The organism is Chryseobacterium subflavum, assembly GCF_055762745.1.
On sequence record NZ_JBVTMR010000003.1, the window covers coordinates 271,112 to 289,898 of the forward strand.

At 36.0% G+C, this 18,787-nt stretch carries 20 protein-coding genes and 1 riboswitch; of the genes, 6 read left to right on the top strand and 14 right to left on the bottom strand.

Translation table 11 applies throughout. The features are described 5' to 3' along the window. Positions 1-31: 31 nt before the first annotated feature. From AC0INN_RS14700 to namA, 4 genes are all read right to left on the bottom strand, one after another. A complete protein-coding gene (locus AC0INN_RS14700) occupies positions 32-1,057 on the bottom strand; it encodes an NAD(P)-dependent alcohol dehydrogenase (RefSeq protein ID WP_306613838.1) in 1,026 nt (341 codons plus the stop codon). Positions 1,058-1,251: 194 nt separating this feature from the next. Continuing rightward, the gene (locus AC0INN_RS14705; protein WP_273648764.1) at positions 1,252-1,572 is read right to left on the bottom strand and encodes a CCC motif membrane protein; all 321 of its coding nucleotides are present in this window, start codon (positions 1,570-1,572) and stop codon (positions 1,252-1,254) included. A gap of 19 nt (positions 1,573-1,591) precedes the next feature. Continuing rightward, complete coding sequence (locus tag AC0INN_RS14710) at positions 1,592-1,882, bottom strand: DUF2752 domain-containing protein (RefSeq protein WP_172279796.1); 291 nt, start codon at positions 1,880-1,882, stop codon at positions 1,592-1,594. Between the two features lie 29 nt (positions 1,883-1,911). Continuing rightward, on the bottom strand, positions 1,912-2,964 hold the full coding sequence (gene namA, locus AC0INN_RS14715) for an NADPH dehydrogenase NamA (protein ID WP_273648766.1): 1,053 nt from the start codon (positions 2,962-2,964) through the stop codon (positions 1,912-1,914). Between the two features lie 107 nt (positions 2,965-3,071). Here namA and AC0INN_RS14720 point away from each other — a divergent pair, with 107 nt between their 5' ends. The 3 genes from AC0INN_RS14720 to AC0INN_RS14730 all read left to right on the top strand — a co-directional run bounded on the left by AC0INN_RS14720 (position 3,072) and on the right by AC0INN_RS14730 (position 6,768). Continuing rightward, positions 3,072-3,554 carry a cytidine deaminase gene (locus AC0INN_RS14720; protein WP_273648767.1) on the top strand — a complete coding sequence of 161 codons (483 nt, stop codon included), beginning with the start codon at positions 3,072-3,074 and terminating at the stop codon, positions 3,552-3,554. 105 nt (positions 3,555-3,659) lie between these two features. Beyond that, positions 3,660-3,835, top strand: a riboswitch (cobalamin riboswitch). Between the two features lie 33 nt (positions 3,836-3,868). Further along, on the top strand, positions 3,869-5,716 hold the full coding sequence (locus AC0INN_RS14725; RefSeq protein ID WP_273648769.1) for a TonB-dependent receptor plug domain-containing protein: 1,848 nt from the start codon (positions 3,869-3,871) through the stop codon (positions 5,714-5,716). 11 nt (positions 5,717-5,727) lie between these two features. After that, positions 5,728-6,768, top strand: coding sequence for a DUF5074 domain-containing protein (locus tag AC0INN_RS14730; protein ID WP_273648771.1), 1,041 nt, complete (start codon positions 5,728-5,730; stop codon positions 6,766-6,768). A gap of 178 nt (positions 6,769-6,946) precedes the next feature. Here AC0INN_RS14730 and AC0INN_RS14735 read toward each other — a convergent pair whose 3' ends face one another. From AC0INN_RS14735 to gldB, 10 genes are all read right to left on the bottom strand, one after another. Beyond that, the gene (locus AC0INN_RS14735; protein WP_273648773.1) at positions 6,947-8,365 is read right to left on the bottom strand and encodes a CCA tRNA nucleotidyltransferase; all 1,419 of its coding nucleotides are present in this window, start codon (positions 8,363-8,365) and stop codon (positions 6,947-6,949) included. Between the two features lie 137 nt (positions 8,366-8,502). Then, positions 8,503-9,051, bottom strand: coding sequence for an L-threonylcarbamoyladenylate synthase (locus AC0INN_RS14740; protein ID WP_273648775.1), 549 nt, complete (start codon positions 9,049-9,051; stop codon positions 8,503-8,505). A gap of 216 nt (positions 9,052-9,267) precedes the next feature. Next, positions 9,268-9,777 carry a DinB family protein gene (locus tag AC0INN_RS14745; RefSeq protein ID WP_273648777.1) on the bottom strand — a complete coding sequence of 170 codons (510 nt, stop codon included), beginning with the start codon at positions 9,775-9,777 and terminating at the stop codon, positions 9,268-9,270. Positions 9,778-9,953: 176 nt separating this feature from the next. After that, the gene (locus tag AC0INN_RS14750; RefSeq protein WP_172279812.1) at positions 9,954-10,406 is read right to left on the bottom strand and encodes a GNAT family N-acetyltransferase; all 453 of its coding nucleotides are present in this window, start codon (positions 10,404-10,406) and stop codon (positions 9,954-9,956) included. Positions 10,407-10,418: 12 nt separating this feature from the next. Continuing rightward, positions 10,419-10,898 (bottom strand): DUF4440 domain-containing protein, encoded by a 480-nt coding sequence (locus AC0INN_RS14755; protein WP_273648778.1) that lies wholly within the window; start codon positions 10,896-10,898, stop codon positions 10,419-10,421. Between the two features lie 16 nt (positions 10,899-10,914). Then, positions 10,915-12,054: a cystathionine gamma-synthase gene (locus tag AC0INN_RS14760; protein WP_172279816.1), complete on the bottom strand. Its 1,140-nt coding sequence runs from the start codon at positions 12,052-12,054 to the stop codon at positions 10,915-10,917. A gap of 92 nt (positions 12,055-12,146) precedes the next feature. Beyond that, complete coding sequence (gene gldC, locus AC0INN_RS14765) at positions 12,147-12,473, bottom strand: gliding motility protein GldC (RefSeq protein WP_034687059.1); 327 nt, start codon at positions 12,471-12,473, stop codon at positions 12,147-12,149. Between the two features lie 24 nt (positions 12,474-12,497). Further along, a complete protein-coding gene (locus AC0INN_RS14770) occupies positions 12,498-14,696 on the bottom strand; it encodes a thioredoxin-like domain-containing protein (protein ID WP_273648783.1) in 2,199 nt (732 codons plus the stop codon). 11 nt (positions 14,697-14,707) lie between these two features. Further along, positions 14,708-15,610: an ABC transporter ATP-binding protein gene (locus tag AC0INN_RS14775; protein WP_172279820.1), complete on the bottom strand. Its 903-nt coding sequence runs from the start codon at positions 15,608-15,610 to the stop codon at positions 14,708-14,710. 85 nt (positions 15,611-15,695) lie between these two features. Continuing rightward, positions 15,696-16,682 (bottom strand): gliding motility lipoprotein GldB, encoded by a 987-nt coding sequence (gldB, locus tag AC0INN_RS14780; RefSeq protein WP_273648786.1) that lies wholly within the window; start codon positions 16,680-16,682, stop codon positions 15,696-15,698. Positions 16,683-16,841: 159 nt separating this feature from the next. Between gldB and AC0INN_RS14785 the strand changes: the two genes are divergently transcribed. From AC0INN_RS14785 to nadE, 3 genes are read left to right on the top strand one after another with little or no spacing between them, the layout of a single operon-like run. Beyond that, positions 16,842-17,375 (top strand): GNAT family N-acetyltransferase, encoded by a 534-nt coding sequence (locus tag AC0INN_RS14785; protein WP_273648787.1) that lies wholly within the window; start codon positions 16,842-16,844, stop codon positions 17,373-17,375. After that, complete coding sequence (locus tag AC0INN_RS14790; RefSeq protein ID WP_273648789.1) at positions 17,372-17,899, top strand: GNAT family N-acetyltransferase; 528 nt, start codon at positions 17,372-17,374, stop codon at positions 17,897-17,899. The genes AC0INN_RS14785 and AC0INN_RS14790 overlap by 4 nt, the downstream gene beginning before the upstream one ends. Before the next feature lie 14 nt (positions 17,900-17,913). Next, on the top strand, positions 17,914-18,705 hold the full coding sequence (gene nadE / locus AC0INN_RS14795; protein ID WP_273648791.1) for an NAD(+) synthase: 792 nt from the start codon (positions 17,914-17,916) through the stop codon (positions 18,703-18,705). The last annotated feature ends 82 nt before the right edge of the window (positions 18,706-18,787 follow it).

The window sequence follows — 18,787 nt, forward strand, 5'->3', positions numbered from 1 at the left end:
AAGAGAAGGCTTTTTATTGGTAGTTTAAATATCAGGGAATCAAGACCGCTCTGCCTTTGATTTTCCCTTCTCTTAACCGGTCATAAACCTCATTAGCCTGATCGAGCTTATATTTTTCAATTTCAATATGGATTTTCTTTTGTCTGGCAAGTCCTACAACCTCCATCAGTTCCACCCGGGAGCCCCAGTAAGGATTAGTCATACTTACCCCAAATGGCAATCCGGACATATTGTATTGATAATGTCCTCCTCCCAATCCTACAATGGTAAGGTCTCCGTCAAGGCTTACAACCTTAGTTCCCAACTCAATGGTCGAAGTTGCTCCAACAAAATCCAATACTACTTTAGCCTTTTTTATTCCGGTAATCTTTTTGATCTGTTCTGCAGCATCAGCATCTTTGGAATTAATGGTGTAAGAAGCTCCAAGCTCTCTGGCAAAGGCCAGCTTATCTTCTGTGACATCACATGCAATAATTTCAGCTCCGCTGATCTCCCGTAAGATCTGAAGTGCAACATGCCCTAATCCCCCAACACCGATCACCACCACATACTCATCTGCCATCAACTTATCCAGTGACCTTTTGATCGCTGAATACGGGGTTAAAGCAGCATCGGTAAGTGGTGCAGCTATAACGGGATCGAGATCATAAATAGGAACCAATAAACGGGACGATGGAACAAGCATATATTCTGCCATCCCGCCATTCAGTCCTAATCCTCCACCATACGCCATTTCTGACTGATGGTCACAATAGTTCTCTTTTGATTGCTGACAGGGTTTACAATGCCCGCAGCCCCAAGGTCCATAGACTAAGACAGCATCCCCTTTTTTATATCCTTTGACATCTGAACCGATTTCTTCAATCCATCCCGCATTCTCATGTCCCAAAGTAAAAACAGAACCTGAAACTGTACCTTCATCTATAATATGCAAATCCGAATGACAAACACCTGCACCTCCAATCTTTAATAATACTTCTTCTCCTGATGGTTTTGGGATTTCCATATCATTTACAACACGGACATCTTTGTGTCCGAAAAAACGTACTGCTTTCATACAATTAATATTTGAAATTTATATACTTCAATTTACTAATAACATACTGGTTTACATGAATAAATACCATTAAATAAATCATGTTTCCAATAAAATTTCCTATATACGTATTACATTAAAGAAAATTACAAACAACCCACCAACAAAAAATGACCGCAAAATTGCGGTCATTCAGTTCGATCATATCATTAAAGTTATTTTCCCATATTTTTAAGCTGATTAATCTGCTCCATATATCCGTCCCAGCCGACAGTAGAAAGGACAAAGATCATATAGGCAAGACTCAGAACTCCTATAATCAGACCAATGATGCATAATATTCTTCCTGTTTTAAGGTTATCATAGTCTGAATATACTCCCGGATTCTGAAGATACAGCGCATTATCCTTATTGTACAGATTCATTCCGATTAATCCACAGATTACACCTACAATCCCGTTACAACAACAGCTTCCGAGGATAGCGACGATTCCTAGTACTAGTACGGTTGTCGCGTTTGGTAATTTTTGATTCATAGTTAGTTATTTTAATAATTTAATGTAATGTTAAAGGATGTTTATAAAAATAAGAAACCACCATGATAATTGAATTAATAATGGCTAAAAAAACCAGTATATTACCATAGCTTCTTTTTTTATCAATAAAGTTCACTCCTACCATAAGCAAAAAAAGAAGTAAGGTGTAGACCGCAGGAAACATATGAAAAGCCTCTGAAAATTTTCCTTCAAAGACTAAAACAATTGCCCTTTGGGTACCACAACCAAAACATTCAATTCCTAAGAATTTTTTGCTTGGACAAGGTAGCATAAAATCTTCAATCTTCATTTCCTGAACTTTTATTTTGGTTTCTAAAATTAAGAAGAAATTTTAGCTCTTAGATATTGATGTGGGAAAAAACAGTTTTCATTCATTTCAAAGGATCCCTGAACTGCAATATATGGATTTCTAAGAATTTCCCTGGCTACAAAAATAAGATCGGCATCACCCTTCTGTAAAATATCCTCAGCCTGCTCTATTTTTGTGATCAAACCTACTGCTCCCGTCTTCACTTCAGCTTTATTTTTTACCTGTGATGATAAAGGGACCTGATAACCGTCAAAGACAGCAATCTTTGCTCCATGAATATTCCCACCACTTGAAACGTCCACTAAATCCACCTTATGCTGCTTCAGTATTTTTGCAAGCTCTACACTGCTTTCGATATCCCATCCATTTTCAGCATATTCTGTTCCTGAGATTCTCACAAACAATGCAGTATTATCATTCAGTTCCTCGTTTACCGCATCTACTATTTCTATTAAAAATCGTATTCTGTTTTCGAAGCTGCCTCCATATTCATCTGTTCGTATATTCGAAAGCGGAGATAAAAACTGATGAACTAAATATCCATGTGCCCCATGGATCTCTATAATATCAAATCCTGCTTTCACAGCTCTTCTTGCAGCTTCTTTAAAATTCTGAACCTGAGTTTTGATTTCTTCCAGCGTCAGAGCGTGTGGAATTCTTTCTGTAGGATGATAAGGAATCGGGCTAGGTGCCAGGGTTTCCCACCCCTCTTCCACTGGAATTTGAATATTATTCCAGGTAGAGCCTTTTCTTCCGGCATGTGCCAGCTGGATTCCGATTTTACTCTCAGAATTGGAGTGGACAAAGTTGACAATCTGCTGAAGTTTTTCAGCCTGTTCGTCATTCCATATTCCCATACATTTATTAGTGATCCTTCCCCGGGGTTCAACACCCGTTGCTTCAATCATTATCAGTCCGGTACCACCTTGTGATCTGCTTCCGTAATGTACGAAATGAAAGTCATTAGCCATTCCGTTTTCACTTGAATACATACACATAGGTGACATAACCCATCGGTTAGAGAGTTTAATATTTCTGAATTGTATCGGAGTATATAACATTGTCTATTAATTTTTGAATTTTACTAATGAAGAGGAAATAATCCCGGGTTGCCCACGTGATTAAAAAGAACTAATTTTACCTCCCCTTTTTAGGCTCCAATAAATATATGAAAAAAGATATACAGATCGGCTACGAATATTTTAAAAATAGCTCTGAACTGAACGATATAGAAAAAAAACTTTTCGAAAGAGCAAAACAAGCCCGCGAAAATGCTTATGCCCCTTATTCCCAATTTTTGGTCGGGTGCTCCGTATTACTTGAAAACGGAGAAATATTTTCCGGTAACAATCAGGAAAATGCAGCTTTTCCATCCGGACTTTGTGCTGAAAGAACAGCTCTATTCTGGATAGGTGCAAATTTCCCTGAGGAAAAGATCAAAAAGATTTTTATCGTAGGAGGCCCTAAAGAATCTTCTGAAAAAACACCACCGATTCCCCCGTGTGGCGCCTGCAGACAAAGTCTTATTGAATACGAAACAAAACAAAAAGAAAATATTGATCTTTATTTTTCCAGTATGAATGACGAAATCGTTAAGGTAAATTCGATTAAAGATCTATTGCCATTTTACTTTGACTCGACGTTCTTGTAATCGTGAAACTCTCAATTCTGAGGTTCTGGGAATCGTTATTTTTTCTGCAGACCATTGTTTTGATTACAAATTAACAGATACGACTGAGATTTCTTTTTAAAAACTTATCTTTGCAAAAATTTTGGTTTTCAAGCTATTGAAATAATAGGGAATTGGGTGAAAATCCCAGACTGTCCCCGCAACTGTAGATCGCAATTAAAATTTCTATAAGAAACCACTGTGAAAACGGGAAGGTATAGAAATGCGAAAGTCAGGAGACCTGCCAAAATGATAATATCAAAAATATATTGCTTTCGGTGGAAAAGTAAAATAGTATGAAAAAAACCTTAGTACTGCTTTTATCGTTATCTGCTTATTTTCTTTGTCTGGGACAAGAGAAAGCAATCGATACCGTTTATATTTTTGACAACCAGATGAACAAGGTAAAACTTTTTCATAAGGTTACTCCAATTACTCCTCAGGATGCTGAAAAGAATTCCACGAATCTTTCAGAACTTTTACGTTTCCAATCCAGTATTTATATCAAGGAAAACGGACGAGGTGCAGTTTCTTCGCCTTCGTTCAGAGGAACCTCTGCTCCACAGACAGCCTTTGTTTGGAATGGAATCAATATCAATTCGATATTTCTTGGTCAGGGAGACATTAATAATATTCCTCTTTTCGGATATGATGAGATCGGAGTGAAAGCCGGTGGCGGAAGTGTAATATACGGGAGTGGTGCAATCGGCGGGAGTATACATCTCAATAATAATCTGGGTTTCAATAAAAGTTTTAAAGCCTCCCTGTATTCTGAGGGTGGATCATTTGGTACTTTTAATAATTTCGGAACGGCCTCCTACAGCAATGAAAAGCTGAGTTTTAAAGTCTCAGGAAATCATTCGATCAGTCAGAATGATTATAAAGTCGAAGAAAAAAACTATATTAATAGAAACGGCAAATACTTTAACAGTACCTTTAATGTTGGAATCTCCTATAAAATTGCGAGACATCAGACGATCTCATGGCAAAGTCAGTTTTTTGACTCGACACAGAATTATCCGATTTTTGTAGAGAATGGCAACCGTACAAAATACGAGACACAAAGCACCAGAAGCTTACTTTCCTGGGATATTACTAAAAATAAATTTTCAAATAGCTTAAAAGCTGCTTACACAGAAGAAAATTTCCAATATTTTGGCAATTACAATGCTCCGAAGACCAGTGGTTCAACAGGGAAAAATTATATCTTTAAAAATGATTTTAATTATTTCATCGTACCTGAACTTAATGTCAACATCATCACCGAATTCCAGGTAAACAAAGGTGAGGGGTATCAGCCTGATCTCCAAGGTGTAAAAACTGAAGGAATTGGTAATGTAAGTAGAAATGTAGGCTCTTTAGCGGGGTTAATACGATATTTTCCGACGAAAGATCTGCGTTTTGAAGCTGGTGTTAAAAAGGATTTTGTAGAGAATATAAGTTCGCCATTGCTTTACTCATTCTCGGGAAAATGGAGTCCGGTACAATGGTATAATCTTGGAGTAAATGTATCCAGAAATTTCAGATTTCCAACATTCAATGATCTGTATTGGAATCCCGGAGGAAATCCAAACCTAAAACCGGAAAGGTCTTACCAGATGGATATGGACCATGAGTTTAAATGGGGTAATATTAAACTTGCATTAAGTCCGTATTATCTTTATATATCGGATAATATAGTGTGGTTGCCGACAGCTTACGGATATTGGTCCCCAGTTAATATCAATAAAGTGAAGTCTTATGGTTTAGAATCACAGATTACTTTTGATAAACAGCTTAAAGAACACCATTTTAGATTTAATATAGGATATACACTTGCAAAATCCATCAATCAGGAAACTAAAAAGCAAATGATGTATGTCCCTCTCCATAAGGTTTTTGGAAATTTTGATTATCAGTATTCTTTCCTAAAACTTTATGTTCAGGGAGTTTTTAATGGTCTTACATACACTACAACAGATGAAAAAAGAGAAGATGCTATAGATTCTTATTTCGTCATGAACACGGGTGTATCAGCAACGATCTTAAAAAAATATGTCTTAGGTTTTAAAATCAATAATTTAACCAATACTGTTTATGAAACGGTGTCTTATTATCCGATGCCAAAACGTAATTACAGTATTTCCGCAACGATAAATTTTTAATAAAAAATAACATGAAAATAACTAGACTTTTACAACTTTTATTTGCTGTAGTACTACTTTTCAATATTTCCTGTAGTACTGATAGCGATAATACTTTGCCTGTAGTAACTTATGAAAACGGATATTTAATTTCGAACGAAGGAAATTTCGGAAAGCCAAATGCAGAAGTAACTTTCGTTTCAAGAGACTTAACTTTTAGTCAAAACAGCATCTTTTCCAAAAATAATAATGGAAACCAATTGGGTGATGTTTTACAAGCTATGGCATTCAACGGGGATAAAGCGTATCTCTTGTTAAACAACTCAAATAAAATCCAGGTAGTAAATCGATATACTTTTAAAAGTGCAGGTGAAATTACCAATCAAATAGATAATCCCCGTTATGTTGCAGTTGCCAATAATAATATCTATGTAACCAATGATAAATATCAGGGAGCTAAATATGTAAGTATTTATAAAAATTCAGATCTATCTTTTGTTAAGAAAATTACATTCACGGATAACGTTGAAAGAATTGTTGAAGCAGGAGGAAATATTTTTGTTCAAAATGCAAGCTTTGGATTCGGAAACAAAATAACTTACATCAATACTTCGAACAATGATGTACAATCTGTAATTACATTGCCCAATGTAAACATCAACAAAACAATTTCCTATAATGGTAATGTATATGTTATTGCTACAGGAACTACTGACTCTTATATTTATCAAATTTCAAGTACCGGAAGCATTACGAAAACAACAACGTTGACAGGTATTCCTAATGCTACCAATCTTCAGATTGATGGTGGAAGATATTTCTTCTCTTCAGCAAATAAAGTATACTCAATGGTTATGGCGGCAACTACTCCTCCTACAACTCCTATTATTACTGCTGTAGACGGAGGACAATACTATACACTTTACGGTTTCAGTGTTGTAGATGGAAAGATCTTTACGTCTGATGTGAAGAACTTTACTGAAGACAGTGAAGTTACAGTATATACTACTTCAGGATCAAAAATCAAATCCTTTACAACAGGTAAGGGGACTAATGGCGTGTATTTAAATTAAGAAGTTTCTACTTTTTAATAGACTAATAAATTTTATTTTTTTTTCATCATTTGTGTTTTTTCCGGGCTGCCTAAGGCAGCCCGGATTTCTTCTACAGAAACCAGACAACATCCAAATAAAAAAGATCCGGAAATGAAATCTCCGGATCTTTTTCTTTTTTCAATTGATAGTTTTGGACTCAGATGATCAATCCTAACTTTTCAGCTTCTGCAATAACATACTTTTTTGCTTCTTCATGATCATTCTGGATTTCACCTTCAAGAATAGCTTCTTTAACCTTCTCTTTCAGAATTCCAATTTCACGTCCCGGCTTCAGCTGAAACATCTCCATGATTTCTTCTCCGGATATAGGTGGCTGAAAGTTCCTTACCTGGTCCTTTTCCTCAACTTCTTTTATCTTTACCGCTACATATTCGAAGTTCCTCTTGAACTTTTCCTGTTTTTTTGAATTTTTCGTGGTGATATCCGCCTTACAAAGCGTAAACAGATCTTCAAGATCTTCACCAGCGTCGAATAAAAGTCTTCTTAGAGCAGAATCAGAAGCATCATCCGTAATCAAAGCGATCGGGCGGGATGAAAGTTTGACCATTTTCTGTACATACTTCATATCTGGCCCTAAGGGAAGTTTAAGCTTTTGGAAAAGGGTTTTCACCATTTTCGATCCCAAAAATTCATGACCATGGAAAGTCCAGCCGGTTCCTTCAACAAATTTTTTAGTGGGTGCTTTTCCAATATCATGAAGTAATGCTGCCCAACGCAACCAAAGTTTGTCTGTATTGACGGAAATATTATCTACAACCTCCAAAGTATGGTAAAAGTTATCTTTATGGGTCTGTCCTTCCACCTCTTCTACCCCTTTCAGTTCAATCAATTCAGGAATGATGTATTTTAAAAGACCGGTTTGTTCCAGCAGGCTTAATCCAATAGACGGCTTTTCAGAAAGCATAATCTTATTGAATTCTACCATAACCCTCTCCTTCGAAACAATTTTAATCCTTTCTACCTCCTGGCTGATTGCGGATAACGAGTTTTCCTCTATCGTAAACTGTAAGGTAGAAGCAAAACGAACCGCTCTCATCATTCTCAAGGGATCATCAGAATACGTCTGTGCCGGTTCCAAAGGGGTTCTTAATATTCCTTTTTCTAAATCTTCTACTCCATTAAACGGGTCTATAAGTTCCCCAAAATTATCTTTATTTAAAGAAATTGCCATTGCATTGATCGTGAAATCCCTTCTCTTCTGGTCATCTTCTAATGTTCCCCCTTCCACTTCCGGCTTTCGGCTGTTTTCATTATAGCTTTCCTTTCTTGCTCCCACAAATTCCAGCTCAAGATCTTTATATTTGATCATTGCGGTTCCATAGGTTTTGAACACGGAAACCTTCATTTTCGGATCAATTTCCGCAGCCACGCTTTGTGCAAGCTCTATTCCGCTTTGTTCAGTAACAAAATCAATATCTGTAGACGCTTTTCTTTTCATCAGTAAATCCCGCACGTATCCGCCAACAATATATACTGATTGATTATTCCGGGCTGCAACCTCCGAAATGATTTTAAAAAGCTTTAGATTTTTATTTTGATTGAGATTAATGAACATATTTATTATTTAATGTAAAACCATTAAGAAACCAGGTTATTGGACTTATTTAAAATTCCATGCATTTTAAACAGACTCCACCTCCCACTCTCTTAATGGTTATAATGATTTTGCAAAGATAATTAAAATCTTGTTTTCTACTCCCGAAGTACCTTGATTCTATTATCACTCCAGATTTTGATAACTGAAGATCCGGAATACCTGGAAACCTTTTCCCTGTCTTCTTCCACTGCATAATCAACCATGTTAATGATCTCCGGAGAGATATCCGAAAATTTTAACGGACTCTTGTCTCCGCTAAAATTTGCTGAAGTAGAAACCAACGGTTTATTCAGTTTTGTGATGAGTTTTTTACAAAAATCATTTTTTACTAACCGAATTCCAATACTTCCATCTTCTGCCAACAGTTCTTCAGGTAAGCCTCTTGGATTTTCATAAACTATAGTTACCGGTTTTTCACTTAAATCAATAATTTCCCAGGCCATTTCCGGAACATCAACCAAGTCCTGAAGTCTTTTTTCAGATTCCACCAAAATGATCATCGACTTGTTTTTTTCGCGCTTCTTAATCTCAAAGATCTTATTAACAGCCTCTATATTAGTAGCGTCGCAACCAATTCCCCAAATTGTATCTGTAGGATAAAGAATAGTTCCACCGGATTTTAATATATTGATAATGTTTTCCATTTTTAATATTTAGAATTATGAGAAAAATGAAAGAGAAAGAATCTCTTATATACAATTTTTCAAATTGAATTTACATGTCAAAAATACGGATTTTCCGTTAGGTTTTGGTTGAAGCCATCGGAATAAAAAAATACATCAATACAATTTTATAACAAGAGCATATAATCAATAAAGGTGGGCTAAAGCCCACCCAAAAAATGATAAAAAAATATCATTCTATTTTTTCAAATTTGGTAAATACCTCTCTTCAATAACATTCAGATGGTGATAATTATGCCCTACAATTAACTTACCTACTGTCTCTGCTGAAATAGAATTTCCGTTAGCGTTTCCTACCGTAGCCAAAGCATCAGGCTGTAAACTTTCAAGGAGGATCTTAGAAGATTTCCTTACCAGCTGATACTCATCCAGTAAAGATTTCAGGCTTCTGTCATTAGCATGAGAATTATTTGCGTATTCATTTTCATCAAAACCTGGTAAATCTTTCTGCTCGCCTCTGGCGATCGCCAAAATCCTGTATTGAAAAACTCTTTCCGTATCGGAAAGGTGTAATAATAATTCCTTCAAGGTCCATTTTCCTTCTGCGTACGTAAAATGAGATTGCTCTTCAGAAAGGGCGGAGTAAATATTGGTTGTCTTTTCTTCTGATCTTTGTATTTCTTCCTGCCATTTTCCGGAAGGAATAAGATCGAGGTATCTTTGAATGTATTTTTGAAATTCAGTCATGTGTGAGTGATTATGGGTTATTGATGATAATTGATGTGTGATGAGTGATAAATGATGAAATTTAGACCAATGTTTATATGATGTTTATTACATCAAATCTTGATTCCTGGCTCTTGGTTCTTGATTCCTGGCTCTTGGCTCTTGATTTTTGGTTCCTAAATCTTTCCCTCCTCCTTCTATTCTTCCGGATTACTCCATTCATAGAAATTAACAGAATCGTAGAGCTTAAAACCACAAGCCGGATATAATTGATTTCCTATGTCATTGCTTTTTCCTGTTTCCAATAACACTCCGCAGGCATCAGAGGATTTGCAAAGCTCCTTTGCTTCTTCTATCAACTGTTTTGAATAGCCCTTTCCTCGATATTGGTCATTAACATAAAGATCATTGAGCAACCAATAGCGTTTCATTCTGGTTGAGGAAAAAATAGGATATAACTGAACAAAACCAATTAATTTATCTTCTTCCTGAGCAACAAAAATTTCAGAATCCTGATTCAGGATCCTTTCTTTTAAAAAGTTTTCAGCAGCCGGGATATCAGATACCTTATGGTAGAAAATCCTGTATTGATCAAACAATCCGGATAACTCTTCTATATCCGAAATATTTGCTTTTCTTGTATTTTTCATATGATATAATGCTTATCGGTGATCATAGCTCAGCACCCGCTTGAGTTTCCACTGGTTATGGTCGAAGATCCACAAGTGGGTAAATTTTGCTTTTCCGGTCTTATTCCATTTCCCATTGTTGTTTTCGAAAAACTCATGGTCACCTTCCTGTATAAATCCATATAAGGTTTTATTATTATACAGAGGATACACTTTCATACTTCCGGGAACAAGTTCTCTTTTTATTTTACCGGGAACGCTGCAGATGTTATTTTTTACAGAAGCTATAAACGCTTCTTTACCCAGAGTAATACCACCAATATCATGATAGAACTCAAGGTCATTACTTATGATATCATTATAGTGGGAAGGGTTACATTTATTAAATCCTTCTTTGAAAACCAAACTATCCAATTTCATGGCGGTTTGAAAGAGTTCACCAGTAGATTTAACCTGTGCATATAATAGCTGGTTAAAAATACTCAGGATAAAAATAATTGTAATCCTTCTCACTACTATATTATCTCAATTAAGAAAAAGCTCTTTCCAGGTCAGCGATAAGATCTTCAGCATCTTCAATTCCAACGCTTAGACGAACCAAATCATCTGTGATGCCTAATTCAGCTCTTTTTTCAGCAGGAATGGAAGCGTGAGTCATCAATGCCGGGTGATTAGCAAGAGATTCTACTCCACCTAAAGATTCAGCAAGGGTAAAGACTTTTACTCTTTCAAGGAATTTGATGGCATCTTCTTTCTTTCCGGATTTAAAAGTAAACGAAACCATTCCTCCAGCTTCCTTCATTTGGGATTTTGCTAATTCATACTGTGGATGAGATTCCAATCCCGGATAGATTACCTTATCAACTGCAGGGTGGCTTTCAAGATATTTTGCGACTTCCAGTCCGTTATCCGAATGTCTCTGCATTCTTAATGCCAGGGTTTTAATCCCTCTAAGAACCAGATAAGAATCATGTGGTCCTAAGATACCTCCACTTGCAAATTGGATGAAATGTAGTTTCTCTCCCAATTCTGCATCTTTAGCAATAAGAGCTCCTGCAATAACGTCTGAATGTCCTCCTAAATATTTTGTTGCAGAGTGCATAACAATGTCAGCTCCCAGATCGATAGGTCTTTGTAAATAAGGCGTTGCAAAAGTATTATCTACGGCTACCAAAATATCTTTTCCTTTAGCGATATCAACAACAGCTTTGATGTCCACTAATTTCATCAGAGGATTCGTAGGTGTTTCTACCCAGATCAGCTTTGTTTTATCTGTAATAAATTCTGAAATTTTAGAAACATCATCAAAATTCACGAAAGTAAATTTCAATTGGTATTTCTCAAAAAGTCTTGTAAACATTCTGTATGTTCCACCATACAAATCATCAACAGCTATTACCTCATCTCCCGGGTTCAGTAACTTCAAAACACAATCTATCGCTGCAAGACCTGAACCGAAAGCAAGACCTCTTGCTCCATTTTCAATACTTGCCAAAGAATCTTCTAAAGCTTGTCTTGTAGGATTGGCAGCTCTCGAATATTCGTAACCGGAGTGAACACCCGGACTTTTTTGTGCAAAAGTAGAAGTTAAAAATACAGGAACATTTACGGAACCTGTTGCAGATTCATGGTGCTGGCCACCGTGAATAACTTTTGTATTAAAATTCATAATATTTTTTTTAATCCAACAATCCAATAGTGTAATTATTTAAAAATGCTATTGATGCATTACACTATAAGATTGATATATTAGTAATTGGTTTACATTTTTATCGCAGATTTTACCGCAAATTCCTCTGCCATTTGTTCGATCCACTGCGCCACATCTTCTTCTCCTGTCGCTCTCTGATAGGTATTCCCTAATGAAACTAAAATCTGGTGAATGAACATTTTCATCTGATCCACAGGCATTTCTTTTGTCCAAAGATCAATTCTTAATGCTTCCATTGCTTTTTCATCCCAAACAGAAATCATCGTTGCCTTAGTTTCCTCTTTTTCAATTCCTCCATCTTGAGCATTCCATGTTATGGTTTCCGGAATGTGATTTTCATCTAATTCAACGTCTATCGTTATCTGAGTCTTTCTCATATCAATTTTAAATTTTTCACAAAGTTAATACTTCTTGAGCTTATCTAAAATTTCTACGAAATTATCTTCATCAGGAAAAGGGCTGTTCATGTTAAAAACTTTTCCATCAGGATCTATAATAATAAATCTGGGAATAGTTTGAATTTTATATCTGTTCATAAACTCCTGAGCATCCGCCAGCCAGTATTGAGGTACTTTGGATGGTTTTGTTTTTAGATAATTCAGCCATTTTGATTTATCCTGGTCAAGACTTATTGAAATAAACTGAATATTACTATAGTATTGATATTTAATACTTCTCATGTCAAATATCGGCCGGATCTGTTTACAAGGGCCACACCATGTTGCCCATAAATCAATGATCACATATTTTCCACGATATTGCGAAAGCTGGTGCGACTTCCCTTTGTTATCCAGAAATTTTAAATCTACAAATGCGGCTCCTTTTTGAGAGATGGTCAGCTGTTCATATTTCGATGTTGCCAGCTTTTTATAATCATTATCTCCTAACATCCGGAATTCTCTTTCAAAAAGCTGCTTCCTTAAAGTACTATCCGATTCCAGCTCCATGGTCTTTATAAGATGTTTACTAACCAAACGGTCTTTGTCGATATTATCGGGTAACGCGTTTAATTTCACAAAAAGAATACTGTCAGGATTGGACAACCGGTCCCTGTCGGTGAGCATTTTATCCAATCTGTATTGTAAGTAATCATCATTTTTACTTAACAGAACCGTCGGATTTTTAATTTTAGCATTCAGTTCGTTTAAAAATTCTTTCGGAGCAGCAAATTTAGGGTCATCCCAGGAAGTCATTTTCCGATAGTTATTAATCTCGTTCAAATACTGAATGGCAAGAAGCTGCTTCCTGTAAGATTTATATTCATCAGATAAGGCATTATTTTCAGCATCTGTATAATGTTCCAATCTCTTAATATTTTTATTCCAATCGGATTGCGCTAGCTGATAAAACTCTGAAGGATTATCATTGTATTTCTGTTGCTCCACAGCATATGAGAATTCATATCCGAATCCATCTTCTTCTGTATTATACTGCTGTTCGGCAGACCTGTTGGAGATTAGAAAATATTGAATTTTTAAAGGATTACAACGGATGTCAAAATCAAAATGGTCTCCGCTTCCCATCATGAAATCGATTCTTTTGGTTCCAAATTCAAGACTATATTGATCAAATGGAATCTGTTGACGGGTTTCCCACAGGAATGATCCGTTTTTTACAATGGCACTTCCTACCTGCTTATGAAAATCCTTAGAGAATATTTTTACAGAATCAATCTTCAGATCAGTATATAAGGTACCTTTGATAACAACCCCTGCACCTTTACTTTTGTAATCTTTAGGTTGCTGTATAATGAAAAATATTCCTGCTGAAACTACAATAAAAACAGATGAAAGTACTATTTGCTTTTTATGACGTAGAAATGCAGATTTAAATCCTTTTCCTCTGTACCAGAAATAACCTATAATAAAAAATACAATAGCCCAGAATATACTTAGATATTCACTGTAAGTGATAAAATAATTCAGGTTTCTTACATTAGGTGTTTTGGACAGAATATACATAGAGTTGTAGGGGCAAAAAGGAAATGCTGCTCTTTGTACCAAAGAATAGGTATTGACTATAAGTCCTAAAATACCTACCAAAAAAGCCCATATAAAACCTGGAAAAGCTACTGATATGCAGAGCTGAACAGCTGCCACACCCAATACTCCGATGCATAATCTTATGAACATCTTAAGCATCCAGATTGTATCGAAGCTTAACAATTTTGTTGTACTTGGGTGAATATAATAATCCAGAAATGAAAAGATATTACTGAATGTAAAATAAGAAGCAATACATAAAAAACTTAGTAATAACAATACCACATATTTTGCGAGATACAATTGCAGTTTGCTGATGGGCTGAGTTTCCATAAGCTGCCATCCATTATTTTTATGATCTACCTGAGCGATCCTGTTGGCCGCTATAACGATATAAAGCAAAAGAAAAAAGATGGAAAAGGCTTTAAAACTATCCGTTATAGAGCTTTCAAAAACAGAAAGAGGAAGCTCTTCCTCCGTAATAAATCGGGGATTAAAGGTACTGGTCAAAAAAGCAAGAAGAGGAATCAGCATACCAAGTACTATTGCTAAATAAACCAATCCCAAACCTTTTATTTTAAGCCATTCCGTATTGATGAGTGTTGTTAACTTTTTCATTTGTGCTGTTTTCAATTTTTTGTTATTTCCATGAACCAATCTTCCAATCCCGCACTATTTTTGATTTCAAAAATCTCTGCTTCATTTACAACCAGTTTCTTGGTAAGTCTGATGATGTCTTCCCTGGATTGCACGGTAATTTCTAAAGTATGATCATCAATTATCTGAGGGGCATAATATTCAGGAATATGTTGTAAAAATTGAGGTGCATTATTAAGTCCTATCCTCATATGGTTATGGCGGTAATGCGTGTTAAGCTCTTCAACACTTCCGGAAAATTTGATGGCTCCATGCGATATAATAGCAAGGTGGGTGACCATTTTTTCCACTTCCTGCAACAAATGACTTGAAATGAATATCGTAATACCCTGTTCTTTGTTGAGTTTAAGCAATAGTTCTCTGATCTCTAACATCCCGTTAGGATCAAGACCATTCACCGGCTCGTCGAGGATCAGAAGTTCGGGATTACCAAGAAGTGTCATAGCGATTGCAAGCCTTTGCTTCATCCCTAATGAATATTTCTTCATTTTCATTTTCCTGCTGTCCCAGAGATCTACCAGATTCAAAACTCTTTCACACTCAGAATCAGGGAGGTTTCTTAATTTGGAAAGAATAGTAAGATTATCCCAGCCGGACAAATGATCATAAAAGGCAGGGCTGTCTATAAGGCTTCCGATCCTTTGAAACCCATCAGGATAAAGTTCAGGTAATTTCTGACTAAAAATTTCAATGGTATTGTTTTCATCGGGAATACTGCCCAGCATAAGCTTCATGGTCGTTGATTTACCCGCTCCGTTAGCTCCCAGGAACCCAAAAACACTTCCTTTCGGAACCGAAAGGCTCACATTTTTAAGAATAAGTTTATTTTTTGAAAATCCGTAACTGAGGTCCCGGATTGTAATCAGATTTTCCATACATAGGTATTTTTGATTAGTGTCTAAAAAATAGAAAAGACCTTTTGTGAAGAACAAAAGGTCTTATATAGGTCTTAAAAATAATCTATTTTGTTACAGCGGGTTTATAACCAGATTGGTTAAAAATTTCAGTTGCATCCATTTTAAGAAAATCTGTAAGCTTTACCTCAGGCTTTTCTTTCAGATATTTTTTACAGATCTGCCATCCTGTATAAATACCGATCTGCGGAGAGGATTCATTGTCAATATCGGTATAAAATTTAGAAAAAGGTCCCGGAGAGATAAAACGCTCCTCCAGTCTGTGGTCATCCCCAAACAATAAATTATTCTCGACAAAATAATTCCAGATGTTGCCTTCATTGCTTACTGCCCACTCATACTGCTGTTTCGTATAATTCATTTTAAGGTAATCAGGAGTATCCGGAAGAAATGCGTCCTGGAGGATCATTACTTTTCCGTTATATATCAGCAGGTCAATAAACTTCTGATGATCTGTAGAGAAAGGAACAATGTTTTCGGCAAACATCCTTGATACTTTAGGGACGATATTGTTTGGATTCATGGATTTCTGGAAATACAATTCCAGTCCTTTGTAATTTGGGTTTTTGTCCCCCATAAATCCGGTAATATCTATAAACAAAAGGTTTCCTTTTTCATCATAAAAAACCGGATCCTGAATCATCTGCAACGCTGATGAAAAAAGATACACTTTAGGGCTTTTAAATTTAGGGAAATAATTCCTGATATGTGAAAACAGATCCTGAAGCTCTTTTTGGAGTTTCTTCTGATCAATTTTTGCAACGGCCTCTCTATAAATCTTTATTTCTTCTGCGTCAGCTCTTCTCTTTCCAAAATCTTCATCAGAAACAGTACCCTGAAACCAAGGAAACTCCGATTTAAATTTTTCCAGCGGTATATTCTGGTCGTAGAACTGACTAGAAATATCTGTCATCTCCACTTTTTCGGCAGGTTCCTTTAATTCTACTTTCCATACATTGTCCGCTTCTTTCTTGCAGGAATACAATCCTAAAACTAATATAGAAGAAAGCGCTATAGTTCTAAAAATCTTCATTATTTTTACAGAAATTTAAGGTTACGAAAATACGGATTTAAACATAATATCATGATGAAAAATAAATAAACAGCTTGCTTTGCTGCAATATTTTCCTTTTTTCATGATTTAAAATACCCATTCCATTTCGAAATCTGTTATTGATTAAAAAATAAACATATGCAACTGGAAACTGAAAGACTGATTCTAAGAAAATTCGAAGCTGATGATGCCGAGCGTCTTTTTCTTCTGGATTCCGATCCGGAAGTGGTAAAGTATGTATGTACTCCCCCGGCAAAAGATATCAGTGAATCTGAAAATGTTATTAAAATGATCCAACAGCAATACGAGGATAATGGTGTGGGAAGATTTGCAGTGATTGAAAAGAAGAGCAATCTTTTAATCGGATGGAGCGGTTTAAAATTCATCACTACAGAAATAAATGGCTACAAGAACATTTACGATCTTGGTTATCGTTTTATTCCTGAATTTTGGGGTAAGGGATATGCGATTGAATCTGCAAAAGCTTCTTTGGATTTTGGGTTTTATGATCTTGATCTCCCCGTTATATATGCCTGTGCGCATTCTGAGAACAATGGTTCCAATCATATATTGAGTAAGTTAGGGTTTGAAAATAAAGGGGAATTTGAAGAACCGGACGGTATATGCTTTTGGTATGAACTGAAACGTGAAAAATACAATTCAAAAAAATGATTGTAAGACAGGAACTGGAAAAAGATTATCCACAGGTTTTTGAATTAGTGGAACAGGCATTTAAAAATGCGGAACACAGCGACCATCAGGAACAGTTTTTAGTAGAAAAGCTAAGAAGATCGGATGCTTTCATTCCAGAATTATCCATTGTCGCCGAAATAGAAAACGAAATTGTCGGCCATATACTTTTTACCAGGCTGTCTGTTAAAAATAATGACAAAGCCTTCAATTCATTGGCTCTGGCTCCTGTTTCCGTGAAACCTCAGTATCAGGGACAAGGAATAGGTAGTCAACTGATCAGTTCTGGACATAAAATTGCCAGGGAATTGGCTTATGAATCAGTGATTTTAATAGGCCATGAAAAGTATTATCCGAGATTTGGATATAAAAAAACAAGTAATTTTGGAATATCATTTCCTTTTGACCTTCCGGAAGAAAATGGGATGGCTATAGAATTGATACCCGATGCTTTAAAAAATGTAACCGGGATTGTAACATATCCTAAAGAATTTGGAATAGATTAAAAATATCATATATAATGCAGACACAAAAAGTAATTGATCATATTGTAAGCTGGTTAAAAAATTACGCAGAAAAATCAAAAGTAAACGGATACGTGATTGGAGTATCGGGAGGTGTTGACTCAGGAGTAGTATCAACACTAGCAGCGATGACCGGTCTGAAGACTTTATTAATAGAAATGCCGATCCGTCAGAAAGAAGATCAGGTAAATCGTGCATGGGAGCACATGAATGATCTAAAGTCAAGATTTCCTAATGTAGAAGCCATGTCTGTTAATCTGACTCCTGCTTTTGAAGAACTGTACAAGACTTTCGATGTAAAGGATGATTTGTATCCGAATGAAAAATTAGCTTTTGCCAATACAAGGTCACGTTTGCGTATGCTTACCTTATATTATTATGGACAGCTTAACGGCTTATTGGTTTGCGGAACCGGAAATAAGGTCGAGGATTTCGGAATCGGATTTTACACCAAATATGGAGACGGAGGTGTTGATGTTTCCCCTATTGCAGACCTTTATAAAACGGAAGTTTATACACTTGCAAGAGCCTTGAACCTTGTTAAAAATATCCAGGAAGCTATTCCTACAGATGGACTTTGGGATGTAGACAGGACTGACGAGCAACAAATTGGTGCCACCTATCCGGAACTTGAAAAGATCCAGAAGGTATATGGTTCTAAAACTGCAGAAGATTATGAGGGACGTGATCGCGAGGTATTCTTAATATTTGACAGAATGCATAAAGCAGCCCAGCATAAAATGAATCCTATTCCTGTTTGTGATATTCCTGAAGAATGGAGATCATAAAATAATCAGTATGCTAATATCACCGTCTTGGTAAAATTGGTAGATTGTTTATATTGGTAAAGTATATAATAGAGTATGAATA

Bases quoted from the DNA above. Each gene is read 5' to 3' on its own strand.
- nadE (WP_273648791.1), top strand. From the start codon at position 17,914: ATGCAGACACAAAAAGTAATTGATCATATTGTAAGCTGGTTAAAAAAT.
- AC0INN_RS14735 (WP_273648773.1), bottom strand. From the start codon at position 8,365: ATGTTCATTAATCTCAATCAAAATAAAAATCTAAAGCTTTTTAAAATC.
- AC0INN_RS14790 (WP_273648789.1), top strand. From the start codon at position 17,372: ATGATTGTAAGACAGGAACTGGAAAAAGATTATCCACAGGTTTTTGAA.
- AC0INN_RS14705 (WP_273648764.1), bottom strand. From the start codon at position 1,572: ATGAATCAAAAATTACCAAACGCGACAACCGTACTAGTACTAGGAATC.
- AC0INN_RS14770 (WP_273648783.1), bottom strand. From the start codon at position 14,696: ATGAAAAAGTTAACAACACTCATCAATACGGAATGGCTTAAAATAAAA.
- AC0INN_RS14785 (WP_273648787.1), top strand. From the start codon at position 16,842: ATGCAACTGGAAACTGAAAGACTGATTCTAAGAAAATTCGAAGCTGAT.
- AC0INN_RS14710 (WP_172279796.1), bottom strand. From the start codon at position 1,882: ATGAAGATTGAAGATTTTATGCTACCTTGTCCAAGCAAAAAATTCTTA.
- gldC (WP_034687059.1), bottom strand. From the start codon at position 12,473: ATGAGAAAGACTCAGATAACGATAGACGTTGAATTAGATGAAAATCAC.
- gldB (WP_273648786.1), bottom strand. From the start codon at position 16,682: ATGAAGATTTTTAGAACTATAGCGCTTTCTTCTATATTAGTTTTAGGA.
- AC0INN_RS14720 (WP_273648767.1), top strand. From the start codon at position 3,072: ATGAAAAAAGATATACAGATCGGCTACGAATATTTTAAAAATAGCTCT.
- namA (WP_273648766.1), bottom strand. From the start codon at position 2,964: ATGTTATATACTCCGATACAATTCAGAAATATTAAACTCTCTAACCGA.
- AC0INN_RS14775 (WP_172279820.1), bottom strand. From the start codon at position 15,610: ATGGAAAATCTGATTACAATCCGGGACCTCAGTTACGGATTTTCAAAA.
- AC0INN_RS14760 (WP_172279816.1), bottom strand. From the start codon at position 12,054: ATGAATTTTAATACAAAAGTTATTCACGGTGGCCAGCACCATGAATCT.
- AC0INN_RS14730 (WP_273648771.1), top strand. From the start codon at position 5,728: ATGAAAATAACTAGACTTTTACAACTTTTATTTGCTGTAGTACTACTT.
- AC0INN_RS14725 (WP_273648769.1), top strand. From the start codon at position 3,869: ATGAAAAAAACCTTAGTACTGCTTTTATCGTTATCTGCTTATTTTCTT.
- AC0INN_RS14740 (WP_273648775.1), bottom strand. From the start codon at position 9,051: ATGGAAAACATTATCAATATATTAAAATCCGGTGGAACTATTCTTTAT.
- AC0INN_RS14745 (WP_273648777.1), bottom strand. From the start codon at position 9,777: ATGACTGAATTTCAAAAATACATTCAAAGATACCTCGATCTTATTCCT.
- AC0INN_RS14750 (WP_172279812.1), bottom strand. From the start codon at position 10,406: ATGAAAAATACAAGAAAAGCAAATATTTCGGATATAGAAGAGTTATCC.
- AC0INN_RS14700 (WP_306613838.1), bottom strand. From the start codon at position 1,057: ATGAAAGCAGTACGTTTTTTCGGACACAAAGATGTCCGTGTTGTAAAT.